The organism is Pedobacter deserti (assembly GCF_024436415.1).
Classification (GTDB): domain Bacteria; phylum Bacteroidota; class Bacteroidia; order Sphingobacteriales; family Sphingobacteriaceae; genus Pedobacter; species Pedobacter faecalis.
This window is the reverse complement of sequence record NZ_JAFMZQ010000001.1, coordinates 2,915,392-2,933,252: the sequence shown is the minus strand read 5'-3', so window position 1 is coordinate 2,933,252 and position 17,861 is coordinate 2,915,392. Positions and strand designations below refer to the sequence as shown.

Genomic DNA, 17,861 nt, shown 5'->3' with positions numbered 1-17,861 from the left:
CCTGAAAATTGATTAAATGACAAGTACAAAAGCCATTATAGTAGGCATTCTGATATATTTACCATTCACACTGCATGCTCAGGAAAGTATCTTAAGTGACGTCTCCTATCTTTACATGGAAAAATTAATTGCCGTAGCGAAAGCAAACTATCCCAGAAACAAAGCGTTTTCAAGCCGTGTCGATGTAGCAAAAAGTAACTTAGGGAGTGCTAAGGCTAGCTGGCTTGATCCTTTTTCTTTTTCATATGTTTTCCGTTCAAACAGCAATAATGTCGATCTCGAAACCGGAAATCTGCTACTTCGCGGATACCAGTTCGGGGTCACGATAAATCCGGGTACCATATTAAGGAAGCCATACGACGTGAAATCTGCCCGCGCTCAATTAGCTATTGCAAAAAATGAAAGCCAGGAATATGAATACCAGTTGGAAGCAGAAGTTAAAACAAGATATGTGAACTACCTCCAGGCCCTGAACTCACTCAAACTCGTTACCAAAACTGTGGTAGATACTGAGACTTCGTTCAAATATATTAAGGCAAGATACGAACGCAGTGAGGTTTCCTTTCAGGATTATAGCTCTGCGTCCGTGCAGTTGAATTCTGCATATGCTTCGAAAATCGACGCTGAAGCTACTCTTGCAAACGCGAAGTTCTCTCTTGAGGAATTGTTAACGATGAAATTGGAACAAGTTAAATAATGGACGAGATAAAGATCTTTTTAAAACTACTTTTAAGATATAAGCTGGTTTTAATTATCGTACCGGCAGTCACAGTAATCATCACATTTTTCCTCGTCAGAAACATGCCAGACGTTTATGTTGCTGATGCGCAGATATCGACTGGTATCGTCGACGATACTCAAAACCCTGTTTTAGCCGGGCTGGAGGTGCCTAAAACATTCCAGGTAAACCAGGAGTTCAGTAATCTCGTTGAGATGATGAGGATGAGTCGGATATTAGATCTCGTTTCCTATCGTCTCATAATAAACGACTTAACGACCAGTAAGCCGTTTCGTCCGAGGAGTCAGGCTATTAAAGAAACCAGCACGTATAATCTAACCAGGGCTGTAGGAGTTTATCGTGATAAGTACAACAGACGGGAAGGTCTTAATTTATGGGATAAAGATCAGAGCGGTATGTACAGGATTTTAAGATCAATGGGATATGACAGTGAGAGCCTGAGAGATAAGCTTAGAATTAACCGGGCAGGCGACAGCGACTTTATCAATATTGAATTCAGTTCTGAAAACGCCGAACTGTCAGCTTTCGTCGTCAATACATTAAGCGCAGAGTTTATAAAATACTACGCCTATCTTCTTGATGTGAACCAGCAAAAGGCCGGAACTTTTCTCAGTACGCTTTTGGAAGAAAAGCGCATCATGATGAACAAGCGCATAGATTCCCTGCGGAACTACAAGATAAAAAACAGAGTTTTAAATTTAGATGAACAATCAAAGCAGATTTATAGTCAGATCACCACCTATAATGACAGAAAGCAGCAGTTAGCCGAGGGTATCGCAGCCAAAAGCGGTGCATTAATCGAGATAGACAGGAAGTTCAGCCCCTCCGAAAGGGGCTATTTAGAATCTACTATGGTGAAGCTGAACCAACGCCTTGCAAACACCAGAGAGGAACTTAAGGCTTTGAATGACAGGTATATTACTAATGACTTTGACCCGGAGTATAAAGAATCAATCGACTCTGCTAACCAGGTTCTCAACGGGCAAATCAACGAGTCGTTAGATCAGTTCATATACAGCCCGCTTATACCTAAGCAGGAACTAATCCAGCGAAAGGTCAATCTCGAAGTTGAACTTGACCTGGCGCGTTACAGCGTTGGCATGCTTGAACGTGAGTTGGGTAAATTGAACAGCGAATTTGATAAGTTGGTCCCGTTTGATGCTTCGGTACAGTCAATGGAACGCGACGTTGAAGTATCTACTCAAGAATATTTAGATGTGCTCAATAAGTATAATCAAAACCGCCTGCAAAGTAGCTTCTCAATAAAGTTAAGCCAGGTCCAAACGGCTATGCCAGGTCTTCCGGAACCATCTAAAAAAATGCTGCTTGTAATTCTAGGTGGTGTTATCAGCTTGATGTTTTGTGTTACCATCTTGTTCCTGATGTATTACTTTGATAAGCGGGTCATTTTAACAAAACACCTAAAATCTGTGACGTCAGCTCCCGTTCTGGGGGAGATTAATCATGTTGATTCGAGGAAAATCGATCTGCGCGGCATATGGACGGAAACAAGTATGTCTGAGGCAGAAATCAAGTTTCGAGATCAACTCCGCTCCTTACGCAGCCAGATTGACAAAAGACTGGATGGAAAAATTCTGACGGTAACCAGTCTGGGTCGGGGCGAAGGGAAGTCCTTTATGACCCTGAGCCTTGCGTTCGCCTGGGAGATGACAAAGAAGAAGGTTTTGATTATTGATGGTAATTTCACAAATCCATATATCGGTCAAACATCTAATACAAAATTTTACGTCGAAGATTTCTTAAATGGTACTTTGGCGCTTTCAGAGTTGCAGTCGCGCTCTGTCACGATATTGGGCAATCGGGGTGGCGACCCATCACTGATGGAAGTTGCCAGCTTTAAATTCATCCGCGAGAGGTTTGATGAGGTTAAAAGTCTATTCGATCTTGTTATCATTGAAACCGCTCCGCTCGACTCGACTTTCCATTCTAAAGAATGGTTGATGTTCGCAGACAATGTAGTAGCAGTATTCGAGTACGGAAGTCTGTTAAATGAAGTAAAAAAAGAAAATATAGAAGTACTAAAAGAAAACGATCGTTTTCTTGGCTGGATATTCAATAAAGTAAATACTTTGGAGTCACTTTAGACACAGATATGATATTGGAAAATTCGTTTTTCTATATTTGCTGGGCACTTGGGATCATGGTGTGCTATCATATGTTTTTTCCATTTGCCCTTTTTATGGCCTGGAGGCTAAAGGAAAAGCAATCCGTTTCAGGTTTCAGGGAAAAAAAAGAACTCGACTTTGCGGTAATTGTAACTGCTTACGAACAAACTGACCTTATTCCCCAAGCAGTTGCCTCTATCAGGGCGTTGAACTACAGGAACTATCTAGTGTATGTCGTAGCAGACAATTGTGCTGAAAATGAAGATCTTGTTTTCGATGATAGTCTCGTGAATGTTTTATATCCCCCAACCACGCTGGCCAGCAATGTCGCTTCACACTTTTATGCAATCAATCACTTCGTCCGGGAACACGATGCGCTGGTTATTATCGACAGTGATAATCTTGTAGACCCCGATCTGCTGAAACAACTTAATAGCCGGTTTTTTGAAGGCTTTAGTGCGGTGCAGGGTATTCGTCTTCCAAAAACCCTTGATTCCGAAATCGCTTGTTTAGATGCCGCGAGAGATATTTACTATCACTTTTATGATGGAAAGCTTCTTTTCAATGTTGGTTCTTCAGCTACGCTTTCTGGCTCCGGGATGGCTTTTACCGTGCAATTGTATAAAGAATGCCTGGAAAACCGGGATTTGAAAGGCGCTGGATTTGACAAAGTACTACAGGCAGAAATAGTGAGAAGAGGAAAGCGCATTGCGTTTGCCGACTCTGCAGTGGTGTTTGACCAAAAAACGAGCAATTCGACACAATTGGTCAGTCAACGTTCAAGATGGATTATGACCTGGTTCAGGTATTTCAGTCTGGGCTTCAAACTTATGTATTATGGCATGTTAAAGATGGATCTGAATAGGATGTTGTTTGGCTCCGTATTGTTGCGCCCACCGCTTTTCATGTTTTTAGGAATGGCTCTGCTGCTGCTCGTTGCTGGTTTGTTCCTGGATACCGGGCTAAGCGTTTTGATGGGCATAGGGCTTGCCGTTTTTGTCCTTAGTTTCTTGCTTTCGTTGCATTATTCCAATACAGATAAAAAAATATATAAGTCGCTTGCCTATATACCCGTGTTTGTGTTTTATCAGGTGATCTCGTTGCTCAGCTTCAAGTTTCGAAAAGGAAACGTAGCAACCAGGCATGAGATTGAAAAGTAAGAAAATATGCGCCAACTCTTCTCTACTTCGAATTTCGGAAAGAAGGCCCTGACTATTATGGTTACGTTGGTGGCATGCTTTTTAGTTGCGCTGATGACTGCTAAACTACAGGTATTAGCGTTGTTCGTTTCCTTTTTTCTGGTGTCGGCGATAGTATTTGCAATCGCAATTTTTGCAAATCCAAAGGTCGGTTTCTATATATACCTCGTCTACTGCTTCGTTATCGCGGGACTATTAAGGAACACGACAAACCTAAATCTCGGGCCGCTCATGGAGCTTTTGCTAGCGTTAACGTGGATCGCGATGCTCGTAAATCATGCGAACTATGAGTGGAAAAACATCAGGAATGACCACTGCATTCTTACTCTAGCATGGTTTATCTACAATTTTCTGCAGATTTTAAATCCCGGCGCAAGTGTGCTTGGCTGGCTCAACGAAACCCGGTTTACAGCCTTTAACTGGCTTGTATTGGCTCCTCTTCCTTTTGTACTTTTCAATACAAAAAAGGACCTTAATATCTTTCTCATCGCCATACTCAGTTTTTCGTTGGTTGCTTTTCTCTATGGAATGAAACAATTATATATCGGTGTCTCAGGCCCCGAACAGAGATGGCTTGATAATGGTGCCGACTTCACGCACATTGTATTTGGTAAGCTCCGGGTGTTCTCGTTTTTCACCGATGCTGGTCAGTTTGGGGCACAGCAGGCGGCGATGGCAGTCGTAGCCTTCGTTTTAGCATTAGGTAAATTTACAACGTGGAAGCGGATCATCTTCGGAGTGGCGGGCGCATGTTTGTTTTATGGAATGCTTATCTCAGGAACAAGGGGTGCGCTATTTGCACTGGTTGTTGGTTGTGTTTTCGCAATCGCCTTAAGCAAGCAATATAAAATAATGATCATTGGCTCAATCGTAACCTTGCTATTCTTAGGATTCTTGAAATACACGAAGATTGGTAACAGCAGTTATGAAATATACAGACTTCGCTCCGCACTAGACCCGCAAGACGCATCACTTAATGCGCGGCTGATGAATCAACAAAGATTAAGCAGGGCCCTTTCATCATTACCATTCGGAGGGGGGGTTGGTATAAGCGGATTCAACGGTTCTCAATATAATAAAGGCAAATATCTGGCAAGCATTCCGCCCGACAGTTACTGGGTTAAAATTTGGGTAATGTATGGCGTCGTCGGATTAACCATATGGTTTAGTATTAATATGTACTTACTCGGAAAATGTTGCGGTGTCGTGTGGAAGTTAAAAGACCCGCGCTTGCGATCTAAAGCGATGGCATTAACCGCCTTTGCTGGCGGTGTGTTTTTCTGCAGTTACGGGAACGAGGTAATGAATGGATTTCCAACTTCAGTGATTCTGATCATGTCATGGTCTTTCGTATTGATGGCACCTTCATTAGATAAAATTGATAGTAAATAAAACAGCCTATGCCTTTTGAAATAATTGCGTTACCAGCCCTGATATGTTTTATTTTTGGTATTTACAAAGGTTTGAAAACATCGAAGACCAATGATTAAATGGATCACCGGGCTGCCTTCAAAGTTAACCAGGGTAACTTCGGGCCGTAAACTAATTAAGGAAGTAGATGGTCTACGGTTTTTTGCTATAGTGCCCGTATTAATTCAGCACTTAACCGAACGTTTCGAAAGGAACACCAGCTTTGTTAAGGGCGATGTGGCAGAAACGATAGGATTTCTTGCCCACCGAGGGTTTATTGGCGTATATATATTTTTCGTAATAAGCGGATTCATACTTTCCTTACCATTTGCATCCTATTTTTTAAAAGGATCGGAAAAGATAAGTATCCGGACCTACTTTTGGCGTCGAATTACGCGACTGGAACCACCATATATTATCTGGCTTACCATTTTTTTTATTATTTTCCTCCTTACCGGCGTCAGGTCATTTCAGGAATATCTTCCTCACTATTTGGCAAATCTTACCTATACCCACGGACTGATTTATCATTTATGGTCGCCCTTCAATCCGCCTACTTGGACTTTGGAAATCGAGATTCAGTTCTATATTTTAGCTCCCTTCCTGGCTATGTTATGCTTCAAGCTCAAAAACAAGGTACTTAGGAGAGCTCTTAATGTGTTGTTAATTGTCGCACTTATCCTTATCCAGCAGCATTTCGGTCTGTATAAAAACCCTTACAACCTCACCATCCTGGGACATCTGCATTATTTTTTAATAGGCTTTATATTGTCAGATATATATTTATCGGACTGGACGGAAAAGCAAGCTAATAAAATTTACGATTTTGCCGGGCTAGCTTCCGTGTTTGGACTCATCTATCTCTGGAGTTGGGACTACGAGTTATCAAACAGGTTATATTTTCCAATTTGCCTGTTTATTTTTTTCGTGTGCTGTTTTAGAGGTGTATTTATCAATTCAGTATTACGGAACCGCTGGATAATGGCCATCGGGGGGATGTGCTACACGATTTATCTAATCCATCTACCATTCGCAGAACTGTTTATTAAAATCTCAAAGAATTTAAACATTGGGAACTCGTATTCCGTTAATCTGTTGTTTCAACTGTTAATGTTTTTGCCGATCGTACTGTTTTTAAGTGCTATATTTTATATTACACTAGAAAAGCCGTTTATGAACAAAGATTGGCCAGGTAAATTTAAAGCCTTTTTGCGGTCCGCATTAAATAAAAAGCTATGAGCGTTGCAGGAGTACCCTTATGGATCCAGGAGATCAACTACCCTTATGTCAAGTATGACGACATACCAAAAGAAATATTTGACGGCATTAACCGCGATCTGGACAAAAAAATAAGTCCATTGCCGGAGGTAAGCGTAATCGTATCGGCTTACAATGAGGAAGTCAATATACTCAGATGTATAGCATCGCTGTCACGAACGAGTACCGCTTTGCCGTTTGAGATTATTGTAACCAACAACAATTCAAACGACCAGACACAGAGAACGCTAGATAATTTGCATGTTAAATCCATCTTTCAACCAATCCAAGGCTGGGGTCCGGCCAGGCAGATGGGGCAGGAACATGCTAGAGGCAAGTATGTACTTATGGCCGATGCCGACTGTTTTTATCCTCCTGGCTGGATTGACGAAATGATAAATGTCCTAAGCCGCACGGGCGTATCCTGCGTATATGGTCGATATTCATTCATACCAGAGCCAGGCTTTCCACGCTGGAAACTTAAAATGCTGGAGACAATGAAGAATGTAATTGCTGAGTACAGACATTACAAACGTCCGTATCTGAATGCTTATGGAATCAGCATGGGTTATATCAGGGAGTTTGGAATCAAAATTGGCTTTATTATGAAGATGGTGCGAGGTGAAGACGGCCGAATGGCATTCGACCTGATGAATTATGGTCGAATAATGCAAGTTAAGTCAAAAGAAGCAGTTGTTTGGACGGGTCCGCGTACTTTGCAGCGCGATGGTAGCTTTAGCAAGGCATTATGGAACCGGGTAACTAAAGAATGGCGGCGATTCTTTACTTTATTGAAGCCAGAAAAGCCGCACGATACCAAAAATTCTTCCATTGACTAACGTTGAACCGCATGAATTTCGTTTTCGTAAGCCTGCAGCGTATTAATACAGACAGGGAATCTACATCTACCAGTTTAGCTAAGGAGCTTGCAAAGCACCATAAGGTTCTTTATGTAAATCCTCCAATAGACAGACGGACCTGGCTTAATCCTTCAAGAGAAGATCAATACGGACAAGCGCATATACAAGCAATAAAAGAAGCTGTTCCAGCGCTGAGGGCTTGCACGGAGAATCTTTGGGAGTTCAATCCCCCCCATATCATAGAGTCGATAAATTGGATCCCCAGTACCCTGCTGTTTACTTGTCTGAATTATTTCAACAATAAAACATTCGCTAGCGATATCAAGAAGGCAATAAAAGAGATCGGCTTTTCATCATTCGTTTTAATCAACGATAAGGACATGTTCCGGAGCTACTATTTAAAAGAAATACTAAAACCGAGGTTCTATATCTACTTAGACAGGGACTATACCCTGGGCTTTGACTACTGGAGAAAACATGGCATATCGTTAGAACCGAAGCTCATGGCAAAAAGTGATGCGGTAGTATGCAATTCTCCGGATTTTCAAAAACGGGCCAGCCAATATAACCCAAATAGTTTTTATATCGGGAACGGCAGCGGAATGAAGGACGATGTCGAAGATAAGGCTGGCAGACGGCCGAAGGAGTTGGCAGATATTACCGGTCCCGTTATCGGGTACGTTGGTGCACTCACATCACATAGGTTGGATATATCGTTAATTGAAGAGGTTGCTAGTTATTTTACAAGCTCCACCATAGTATTGGTTGGCCCTCAAGATGATGTTTTTCAAAGTAGTAAACTTCACCAGATGCCCAACGTATTGTTCATTGAGAAAAAGAGTAAAGAAGAAGTGCCATCCTACATAAGCTGTTTTGATGTATGCATCAACCCTCAATTGAAAAACGAGATAACGATGGGGAACTTCCCGATGAAAATTGTTGAATACTTAGCAATGGGCAAACCAGTTGTGGCTACGAAAACAAATACAATGGAGGAGATATTCTCCAGTTGCACATATCTGGCCGATAATGCCAAGGAATTTATTTCGCAAACAGAACGGGCATTGAGCGAAAACACAGACATACATACTTTGCAAAGGAAAGCATTTTCTAGGCAGTTTAGCTGGACGAACGTTACTTCTGCACTTTTAAATGTTATATCAAACCTTGATGGAAATGAACATTAGCGAAAGAATAACTCTTGTAATGGTATGTGATAACCATTACCTGGTATTGATGGCAGCCCTGATCAAATCAATCGAGCATAATCACAAGACTGGAGAACAAATCGATATTATTGTAGTTGGGGATAATGTAGCTGAAAGCAATAAAGTTAAGCTTGAGCAGTCCCTAGATTCTACTTTGATCTCCCTACGCTGGATCACAATGCGCGAGGCAGTGCCGGCCAATATGAAGTTACCTTCCGATAAAAGTACCTACCCGATGAACATTTATACACGTGTTTTCATTCCATGGTTTGTGCCCGAGAGTGTAACACGTGTTATTTATCTCGACGTAGACATGATAGTGACTGGCGATATTAGCGAGCTTTGGTATAGCGACATAGATAATCTTCCCCTTGGAGCCGTTCAAGATCCGCGCATAAAAACAGCAAATAATTCCTGGGGCGGGATCAAAAATTATGAACAACTAGGGCTTGCGCCCGATACTAAATATTTTAACACCGGAATGCTTATAATAGATACAGAAGCATGGAGAAGCGAGCACGTGGCAAATAAAGTGCTCGAATGTGTTGCAAATAACCAGGCATTCCTGAACTATCCCGATCAGTACGCACTGAATGTTGTACTAGCAAACAAGTGGGCAGAGATAGATCCAAAGTGGAATCACTTCGTTACCTCTGGTGAAACGCGTGACGCAAAACTCATTCATTTCGTGGAAAGAAAGCCTATCTACAAATCGTATTCAAACAGCGAAAGCTACCAGATTTTATTTTATAGATATCTCAACCAAACGAAGTGGAAAAGCAAAAGAAAGATCGGAGAGCCCGAACGATACCTCAAGAAGATAGGGAATCTGTTGTATAAACTTATAAAGAAGTAGATTGATGAATTTTATTTCAGAAATTTACAAGAAGATTCAAGGGTCCCCTTTTTTAAAATCGGGAATAGCGGTTGGCGCAGGAAAGGGAATCGTCATTGTATCCAATTTTTTGATTTTCTTCATGCTAGTCCGTATTTGCAGCCCCGGCGATTACGGTATCTGGGTTTTATTCACTACAATTACAGCAATCTTCGAGGTAGCAAACACCAGTTTCATCAACAATGCCCTTATCAAATACTACAACGAATATACAGGTGGCCGTCGGGGTGTATTTATATATAATGCATTTCTATTTTGCTTCGCGTTAACAACTGGCATAGCGCTTCTACAATTACTTTCTATAATTTTTATAGATTATATATATCATTCAGAAACACTCGTAAACCTGATGTTTTATGCGCCCGCACTGCTGTTGTTTTCCGGACTGATAAATTTCATTAATTGTATCGAACAAGGAAACCTTCGCTTTTATGGACAATTACTGTCCTCAATAATACGATCTGGAATTTTTATTATCTACCTCTTGTATCTATTTTTCGGCAAATCTGAATATTCCCTTGCTGGTTTCGCTCTTGTCAATATTGCATCAGGCTTTCTTGCATTTTGCGTTGTCACGTTAAGCACCCGTCAGTTCATCTCTGTCTCTAGGCGGCTTAGGCCGGAAATTGTCAGTAAAATCGCCAGGTACGGATTTTTTACATTTGGTGTTGAAGTTATTGGCCAAATATCCAACAATATCGGTCAGCTAATATCCGGAGCCCTTTTGTCAACGTCCGCCGTAGGTATAATAAATATCGCTATGCGCGTCTTGCAATTTATTGAAGTCCCCTTGCAATCTATTTCTACAGTACTTATGCCAAAAGGCGTAAAAACACTTAAGGATGAAGGTATGGAAGGAATAAAAAAGCTATATGAAAAATCTTCGGCTATAATCACAGCAGTGATGCTACCGTTTCTTCTTTTACTCTTTATCTTTTCCGACCAGGTGATATATTTCCTTTCAGGTGGCGGGTTTGAAGAAGCCTCAGTCCTCCTTAGGATTATTGTTGTCTACAGCCTGTTCAAGCCTTTCGGCCGCAATGCCGGAGTTATTTTAAACGCAATTGGAAAGACACGAATAAACTTTTTCATGGTTTTGATTCCAACAGCGCTTAACTTGATCTTAAACTATCTGCTAATACAGGCTATTGGAGTTACAGGTTCTCCAGTAGCCACATTAATCGCAACCCTGGTTGGGTTTGGGTTTAACCAGTATATCTTGTACAAAATTGCGGGAGTTAAAATGGCCATTATTATTTCAGAAATCGGGAACTATTATCAATTTATTTTTAATTTGGCCTCGAAGCGATCTAAATAAATGATTATTGCGACTATAACAAGCGGACTGGGCAACCAGCTTTTTCAATACGCGCTCGCGCGGCAGTTGTCTATCAAAAACAAAACATCACTATATTTGGACAAACGGTTCTATGGGTCAGATTATGCTCGGGAAAGTCAACGTGGCTTCAAGTTGGATAATTTTAACATTGGCTATAGGGAACTTACAATGCCAATCCAATACTTAATGAAGTTTACAAAGTTTTTCAGTGAGCAGACCGTTCATCCTTTTTTTTCTCTACAGAAAGAAAAATATTATCATTTTAATCCGGCAGTGCTAGATTCAGCGGATCAGTTCATAATCTTGAAAGGCTATTGGCACTCAGAAAAGTATTTTGCCGGCATTGAACACATAATACGGGACGAGCTTAAATTCACCAAGGTAACGGGTCAGCAGTTTGCCATTTATAAGTCGGAAGTTGAAAAGTCGCCCATTTCAGTGTCAGTTCACGTGAGAAGGGGCGATTACGTACACCATCCTGAGTTTAGCAAGACCTTTGGCTTCATCGGTCTTGAATATTACGATAGCGCAATAGCCGAAATTGAAGAGCGATATCCCGATGCACGATATTTTGTTTTTACCGACGACCCTGCATGGGTAAAGGTTAACCTCAAGCTAAAACCTAATACGGTTTACGTCGAAAACAATGGTCCAGACGCAGATATTGATGACCTTCACCTGATGAGCTTATGTGCGCATAACATAATTGCAAACAGCTCTTTTAGCTGGTGGGGCGCATGGCTAAATAATAATTCCCAAAAAATCGTCATTGCGCCTAAGAAGTGGTTTAAGAACCAGCCTGAATGGGACACAAAAGACCTCTTACCGGATTCCTGGCTCGCAATTTAAAATGAAAAAACTGATTCTAAAGATTTTATTCGCTGTTGCAAGCATTCAATACCCTAAGATTAGGCGAGATTACCGATACTTTATACGTGACAATTACTACGCTAGGCTCCGGCAGGTCAAATACTTTTTCAAAGATTATGTTTTTAAAAGCAAATACAAAGAAATTGAGTTCCAAGGAGAATTTGACCAAGAGTTAAGGTATGTAATTCCGTTCGCCTATTGGCACCATAAAAACGGTACATTAAAAAAAACTATATCAAGCAAGAATACTCGTCCTTTCTATTTCTTTAGCGAGAATCACGAAGAGAGACATTCCAAGCGTATATGGGAGTTAGGATATTCTAATTTCGAAATCCCCAATATGACGCATAGTATTAATTTCAGTTATACAAAGTGGGAGAGGGTGCCCTTTAAATCTTATTATAAGAATGAAGTGTTTAAATTTCCGAAGCCAATACTTGTGATCGCCAACAAGTATAATATTGAGTGGGATCAAGCACCGATAAATTTCTTTAACATCCAAATGCTAAAGTGGATAATAGAAAACTTCAGTCATAAATACCAGATTATATACAATCGTCCATTGTCTGCGCAAATCGTGACGGACAATAGTGATACGCTCGACTTACATGAACATTCATGGCTGCGGGACAATCATCCCGAAGTTATTCTAATGAACGATCTGCAAGAAGTCCATAAATCAGATATTGATAATTTTAATCACCTTCAACTTATGGTATATGCTAACTGTGATCATTTCATATCAGCACATGGAGGAACAGCTGCTTTCGCGAGCTATTTCGGCGGAAAGAACATTATACTCTCCAAACGGGGGATTGAACACGAATTAAGGGAGTTTGACTCGATTCTCCCCGCTTTATCCGGATGCCAAATACTCCACGCAAGATCCGATGACGACGTACAAAAGTTATTGCAGCAGTATTATTAGTAAACTTCCTTATTCCTCAAATGTGGAAAATATAAAGTTGTTTGATGCGCCTTTGTAATTTGGGTCTATTGCTATAGGTGTTAAGAAATCATCGTCAAGTACATAAATCATATACCCAATACCATCTAAAAGATCAAAGACTTTCTTGCGTTTTTCATTATCCCAGAGCTCACAATATATAATGGGAAGCGATGCCTTGAGCATATTTATGCCGCCTTTGAGAACCTCGTATTCATAGTTCTCGACATCGATTTTAATGGCAGATATTTTTTGTCCTGGCTTTATAAGCTCGTCCAGAGTATACGATTCGACCGTATATCGTATCCCATCCTCACTTTTACCGGGGGTCTGTTCAACTTTGCTTAGTCCTTGTTGTCTAGCGCCACTTTTTAACGGCATTACCATAGTTAACGAACCGCGCTGGTCACTCAGAGCAACATTATGAATTTCAGAATTCTGCACTCTAAAGTGTTTTAGAATTAACTTAGCAGTTTCAAAATTCTCGGATATCGGCTCAAAACCCATAATGCGGGCATTGGGCTTTGCCAGGGCCAACGGAACCATAGTGATGCCTATATTTGCTCCAATATCCAGAATAATGTCTCGATCAGGAATCATAGATATAAAGCGGTTAAGCGCTGGCTCATACTTACCTCGTAACGCTTTTTTAACGGCATACCAGGCAAACAAAAAAAGATACCGTCTGAATCCGAGTAATTTTTGAAGATAAAATTTGAAAATTTCCTTAGACATAAGGTATGATACCAATGAAGCAGATAACAATCCATCTCAAGGATGTTTAACGGAGCCAGCCCTTGAAGAGATGGCTACTAATATAACGATGTTTGTCTAATTATGCTACCGATTGTGTTAAACTCACATGTTTAGATTCGATAGCTCTTTTAGATGGATAAAACCTATCTCTAACTTTAAGGAATGGCAACTCGATGTAACGGGTAGCGAGGATTCCGGGTGCCAGACCTATTATTATGTACACAATTAAATATATACAATAATCTAATGACCTAGTTATATCAAGATCCATTATATCGACCAACTCGGCAGAATAATAAAACGGAATGTAATGCCACAAGTAAATGTTAAAGGAGTTTCGGCCGATAAATCCAAGCGTTTTATTCTTTAGCATTTCAAATCTCAATGCATATAAAAAGAGAAAACCATAGCTAATAGGATTTATACTTAACGTGATTACCGACTTAATTCCCCCTTTCCAAATTAGGAAATTAATTAATATCCCTGAAATAAATACCGGTAGCAATACCTGGCGGTATTTCATAATTTTGTCTATAATAGAACTATGAAAATAGTAAATGTATGAGATTAACACTCCTAATGCGATGGCGTCAATTCGTTGATGTGTTAGCGTGAACTGTTTTGGGAATGAATAGGGCTGATTATAATTTGCAATGAACCGCCCGATTATAGCAATAAGAGTGGAAACGACGTATAGAGCCACAACTGACTTTAAACTGAGTTTTCCAGTATGTTTTAAGGAAAGATATATAAAAAGCGGAAATGCTAAATAAAAGAACTCTTCGACATCAAGCGACCAAGTTTGACCCCAGCGGCCGCCTAAATAATTATGTAAAAAAAACAGATCTTTTAGATAGTCTAGAATGGGAAAGGTAGCAAGGTTTAGTTGAATTCTAACGATAGTTTCTAGCGTAGAGACTACGACTAAAAAAAATAAAAAGCTAGGATAGATTTTGAAAGATCGTCTTATGAGGAATCTTTTAAGATCTACACATTTAAAGGTAAGAAACTCCCTAAATAGCAAACCAGAGATCAAAAATCCACTCATCACAAAGAAAAGATCTACGCCCGTCCAACCACCGTTCTTAAAAAACTGCATCACGGCAAGTAATATTCGATGACCAGTCGTTTGGGAACCGTTGGCAGGTATTAAAGCGTGGCCAAGTAGAACCAAAAGAATCGCGACACCTCTGACAGAGTCCAGTGTCGCGTTTCTTAATTTAGTGCCTACCATATTGCCTAGTTTCTAAAAGAGCAAGACCTCACCGTTTGTATATTTTGCTAGCGTTCCGGTATCCCGCTGTAGTGTTGCTATACCAATCTTTAAACTGAGTGTTTCCTGAGGCTGCCCACGCAGTGAAGTGAGGGTATGCACTTATAATGTTAGCCTCTTCAATTGGATATTCGAAATTTCCAATGAAATTCAAAGCAAAGGGTCTGTTGTCATTTGTTAGGTAGTATTTATTACTAGCAGGTAAGCTCTTATCCTTTCCTGTTCCAAAAAGAGACGTATTAGCCAGATTCGTCGGCTTCTGGTTTACCAGGTGAATCTCATTACCGCGCTTAGAGTCTGCAATGAGGAATGGGTTGTAGGGAACTTGTGCAGTAAATGCATCAAAATTCGCGTTAATAAAGGTGAATTTGACACTGACGGTGTCTCCATCATAGTACCCGGTGTTTGATTTTGTATTTAAATATGCCCCAGGGCTTTTAAATAGCGTTTTATGATTGTCGAACGGAATAATTACTGTGGAAGTTTGACCACTTTCAGCACCATTTGAAGCCAGGGTTATGTAAGAGTTTGGTGACAGTTTGTATCCGGTAACATTTGTAATATTAGACGATGGCGTGCTAAACTGTATACCGAATCCGTTATTAAACACTGCTCCAGCTGCTAAAGGCTTAAGGTCGCTGATCACATCTTTCACTTTATTTGCGTTGTCCATAACGAAAGTGTATCTGTAGCTTAATACCAAGTCATTAAAGTCATAGTCCCCTTCGTTTGGCCAGTTATCTTCGAAAGCCAGCGTACCCCATACATTTTTACTTGGATAGTATTTTTTGTAAACACGAGCCGGGTCATTTGGATATTCGTCAACGACATCAGGCACGCCATCACCATCGGTATCGGTTATGCGGTCATCCAGATAGGGGATGTCTGTTGGATCCAGATCTGTAACCGCTTGCGACTGGGCGAAAAATACCAAGTCATTAAAGTCATTATCGCATGAAGTTAAGTTTCGTCTGATGTCCTCAAATCCGACAAGGAAAACTTTGTTAGAGGTTCCAACGCTTTGTAAAAGCACATTATGTCTTTTCAGATGTAGTTCCGGCTCTATGTTATATTTCTCGTCAGTGTAAAATTTAAGCGCATTAGTATTCACGCTTTTGTCATTGTTAAAAGCGTTTTGAATGAGCACGAATCCTATCGATGTCCCTGGTTTAAAGCGGCCAATCTTAACCCTGTCGCCGGTCCTCATGTTTCCAGCGCCAGTACCACCTAGTAAGGATGCGTTTGGAAATATCAAGTGCACCGAATCTATCTGAGCTGCCGTAGTAGGCTGCTGACCAGTAGGGTAGGTATAATAACCTAGCGTATTTCTGTTATCTGCCCCCTCGTGTACAAACGATATCCAAACATCAGATAATGTTGTAACTTTCAGGTTCGTTGGCGCTTCAGTAGCAATGTACTCCGGGTGTAGTTCTATACCGTTTATCCGTTCAGGTAATGAGGTATTTATTTGCTTCATCAATTCAACAAAGTCAATATTGGGTGCCGGATTCAAAACCGCATTTGGTCGTCCCAAGGCATCATAATTAGCCGGATTATAAACGTAAACAGTCCCCGTAGAGCCACCGGCCGAAATGGTCCTGTTTCCAGCTACCGATAACTTGTTGATGCCAGTCGCTCCTGGATTTGTGAAGCTTATAGTAGTTGGTACATAATTAGAACTTACGCCGTTTTCACCTCCAACTGTAGCCGTAAGGTTGTTTCCGCTCAGCTCGAACTTGACGTTTCTTGCAAGCCCCACGTATGCCGCATCTACTACCAATTGTTCCGTGAACGCGGGAACTACCAACGTAGTCTTGATAAATCCATCCTTATCCGAAATAGCTTTTGAAATTTCCGATCCTGCTGTGGTGAAATCAGGATTGTAGATTGATACCATAACGCCACTAAGTGGTTTGTTGTTTCGGGTAAGTAACCGTACAGAAACATCGACCGACTTGGTGGTCGAGTAATCAAAACCGTCTGGAGCGTACTTTTCATCTGCAACTCCGTCCGGCTGCTGGTCATCTGCATATTTCTTACAACCTGTAACGGCGATCGATGCAGCAAGGAAAAAGAGAATTAATCTGTTGGTCATGGTTTATATTCAACTATTGTTCACGCACATAGTGAAATAATTATTCCAACTGTGTTTAATTTCCGTAAATAATTGATTTACAGTATATTGAAAATTAATGAACAGTGCAATGCGGTGTGAGTAATACCCAATGTGTGATAAAAATTTCTCACATTGGGTAATTCCGTTTAGTGCCAATTGATCATTCCGACATACACGCTGTCGGAAATTTGCTGGTGGTCATAACCTATAAACGAGCAGTACACATGCAGTTCTGTATTTTTCATCTGCTGAGGCAATTCCATTGTTTCCCCGCCTTGGTGGTTACATGCGCCTCCAATTTTAAACATCGACTGATCTATTTCGGGTGAGTAAACCAGCAGCATAATCTGGGCATTTCTTTCGTACCAGGAAAGGGCAGATGGTTGTTCCCAAGTTAGCAAAATTGAGCTGTGAACAATCAGAGCAGCCGGGTTAACGGGTTTTGTTAAATTGCCCTGTGTCAGCCTTGCCTTGCTGTAAACCATTTCAATGCTTGGATACTCGCCTTGGGTAGCATGGAGTAACTGGTACGATTTCGCGGCATTGTTTGCTGTAATACCTTTAAGCTTGCCATCCAATTTAAAGCCCACACGGATATATGGAGTCATACTTCCTAAGAATCGACTTATCACCGCCATGCGCCGTCGTGTTGCCGCTTGCTTTACAGAAGGCTTCTTCGTACTCTTCCTTCTGCGTTTTCTGATGAAGTATTTACCATTCCTGATATAACCTTCAAAGTCACCTGCCTTACCTGAAAGGCCTCCCAGCAATCCATTAATTAGTCTCGCCATTTTTGTAGAATTAGATTTTAAAAAAACTGAATTAATTTTGTTGTCCCGTAAGTCAACTGAACAAACATAATATCAG

General features: G+C 40.8%; 15 protein-coding genes. 11 read left to right on the top strand and 4 right to left on the bottom strand.

All coding sequences use genetic code 11. The features are described 5' to 3' along the window. The first annotated feature begins 16 nt into the window (after positions 1-16). From J3P40_RS13280 to J3P40_RS13235, 11 genes are all read left to right on the top strand, one after another. Positions 17-697 carry a TolC family protein gene (locus tag J3P40_RS13280; RefSeq protein ID WP_256006498.1) on the top strand — a complete coding sequence of 227 codons (681 nt, stop codon included), beginning with the start codon at positions 17-19 and terminating at the stop codon, positions 695-697. Next, positions 697-2,844, top strand: coding sequence for an exopolysaccharide transport family protein (locus J3P40_RS13275; protein ID WP_256006496.1), 2,148 nt, complete (start codon positions 697-699; stop codon positions 2,842-2,844). Before J3P40_RS13280 ends, J3P40_RS13275 begins: the two co-directional genes overlap by 1 nt. 95 nt (positions 2,845-2,939) lie before the next feature. Then, positions 2,940-4,025 carry a glycosyltransferase gene (locus J3P40_RS13270; protein ID WP_256006494.1) on the top strand — a complete coding sequence of 362 codons (1,086 nt, stop codon included), beginning with the start codon at positions 2,940-2,942 and terminating at the stop codon, positions 4,023-4,025. A 6-nt stretch (positions 4,026-4,031) separates the two neighbouring features. After that, a complete protein-coding gene (locus J3P40_RS13265) occupies positions 4,032-5,456 on the top strand; it encodes an O-antigen ligase family protein (RefSeq protein WP_256006490.1) in 1,425 nt (474 codons plus the stop codon). 90 nt (positions 5,457-5,546) lie between these two features. Next, on the top strand, positions 5,547-6,713 hold the full coding sequence (locus J3P40_RS17820) for an acyltransferase family protein (RefSeq protein WP_370687715.1): 1,167 nt from the start codon (positions 5,547-5,549) through the stop codon (positions 6,711-6,713). Then, the gene (locus tag J3P40_RS13260; protein ID WP_256006487.1) at positions 6,710-7,570 is read left to right on the top strand and encodes a glycosyltransferase family 2 protein; all 861 of its coding nucleotides are present in this window, start codon (positions 6,710-6,712) and stop codon (positions 7,568-7,570) included. Before J3P40_RS17820 ends, J3P40_RS13260 begins: the two co-directional genes overlap by 4 nt. A gap of 11 nt (positions 7,571-7,581) precedes the next feature. After that, positions 7,582-8,778 carry a glycosyltransferase gene (locus J3P40_RS13255; protein WP_256006484.1) on the top strand — a complete coding sequence of 399 codons (1,197 nt, stop codon included), beginning with the start codon at positions 7,582-7,584 and terminating at the stop codon, positions 8,776-8,778. After that, the gene (locus J3P40_RS13250; protein ID WP_256006482.1) at positions 8,768-9,655 is read left to right on the top strand and encodes a glycosyltransferase family 8 protein; all 888 of its coding nucleotides are present in this window, start codon (positions 8,768-8,770) and stop codon (positions 9,653-9,655) included. Before J3P40_RS13255 ends, J3P40_RS13250 begins: the two co-directional genes overlap by 11 nt. A 4-nt stretch (positions 9,656-9,659) precedes the next feature. Next, a complete protein-coding gene (locus J3P40_RS13245; RefSeq protein ID WP_256006480.1) occupies positions 9,660-11,012 on the top strand; it encodes a lipopolysaccharide biosynthesis protein in 1,353 nt (450 codons plus the stop codon). 207 nt (positions 11,013-11,219) lie between these two features. Then, positions 11,220-11,882 (top strand): alpha-1,2-fucosyltransferase, encoded by a 663-nt coding sequence (locus tag J3P40_RS13240; RefSeq protein ID WP_256006479.1) that lies wholly within the window; start codon positions 11,220-11,222, stop codon positions 11,880-11,882. A 361-nt stretch (positions 11,883-12,243) separates the two neighbouring features. After that, a complete protein-coding gene (locus J3P40_RS13235) occupies positions 12,244-12,831 on the top strand; it encodes a hypothetical protein (RefSeq protein WP_256006476.1) in 588 nt (195 codons plus the stop codon). A 9-nt stretch (positions 12,832-12,840) separates the two neighbouring features. On the opposite strand, the gene J3P40_RS13230 is transcribed toward J3P40_RS13235, so the two are convergent. The 4 genes from J3P40_RS13230 to J3P40_RS13215 form a co-directional block, all read right to left on the bottom strand. Further along, positions 12,841-13,584 carry an FkbM family methyltransferase gene (locus tag J3P40_RS13230; protein ID WP_256006474.1) on the bottom strand — a complete coding sequence of 248 codons (744 nt, stop codon included), beginning with the start codon at positions 13,582-13,584 and terminating at the stop codon, positions 12,841-12,843. Between the two features lie 100 nt (positions 13,585-13,684). Further along, complete coding sequence (locus J3P40_RS13225) at positions 13,685-14,839, bottom strand: acyltransferase family protein (RefSeq protein ID WP_256006471.1); 1,155 nt, start codon at positions 14,837-14,839, stop codon at positions 13,685-13,687. Between the two features lie 28 nt (positions 14,840-14,867). Next, positions 14,868-16,973 (bottom strand): LruC domain-containing protein, encoded by a 2,106-nt coding sequence (locus J3P40_RS13220; protein WP_256006468.1) that lies wholly within the window; start codon positions 16,971-16,973, stop codon positions 14,868-14,870. A gap of 167 nt (positions 16,974-17,140) precedes the next feature. Beyond that, entirely contained in the window at positions 17,141-17,785 is a 645-nt protein-coding gene (locus J3P40_RS13215; RefSeq protein ID WP_256006466.1) for a DUF6266 family protein, read from the bottom strand. Positions 17,786-17,861 lie beyond the last annotated feature (76 nt).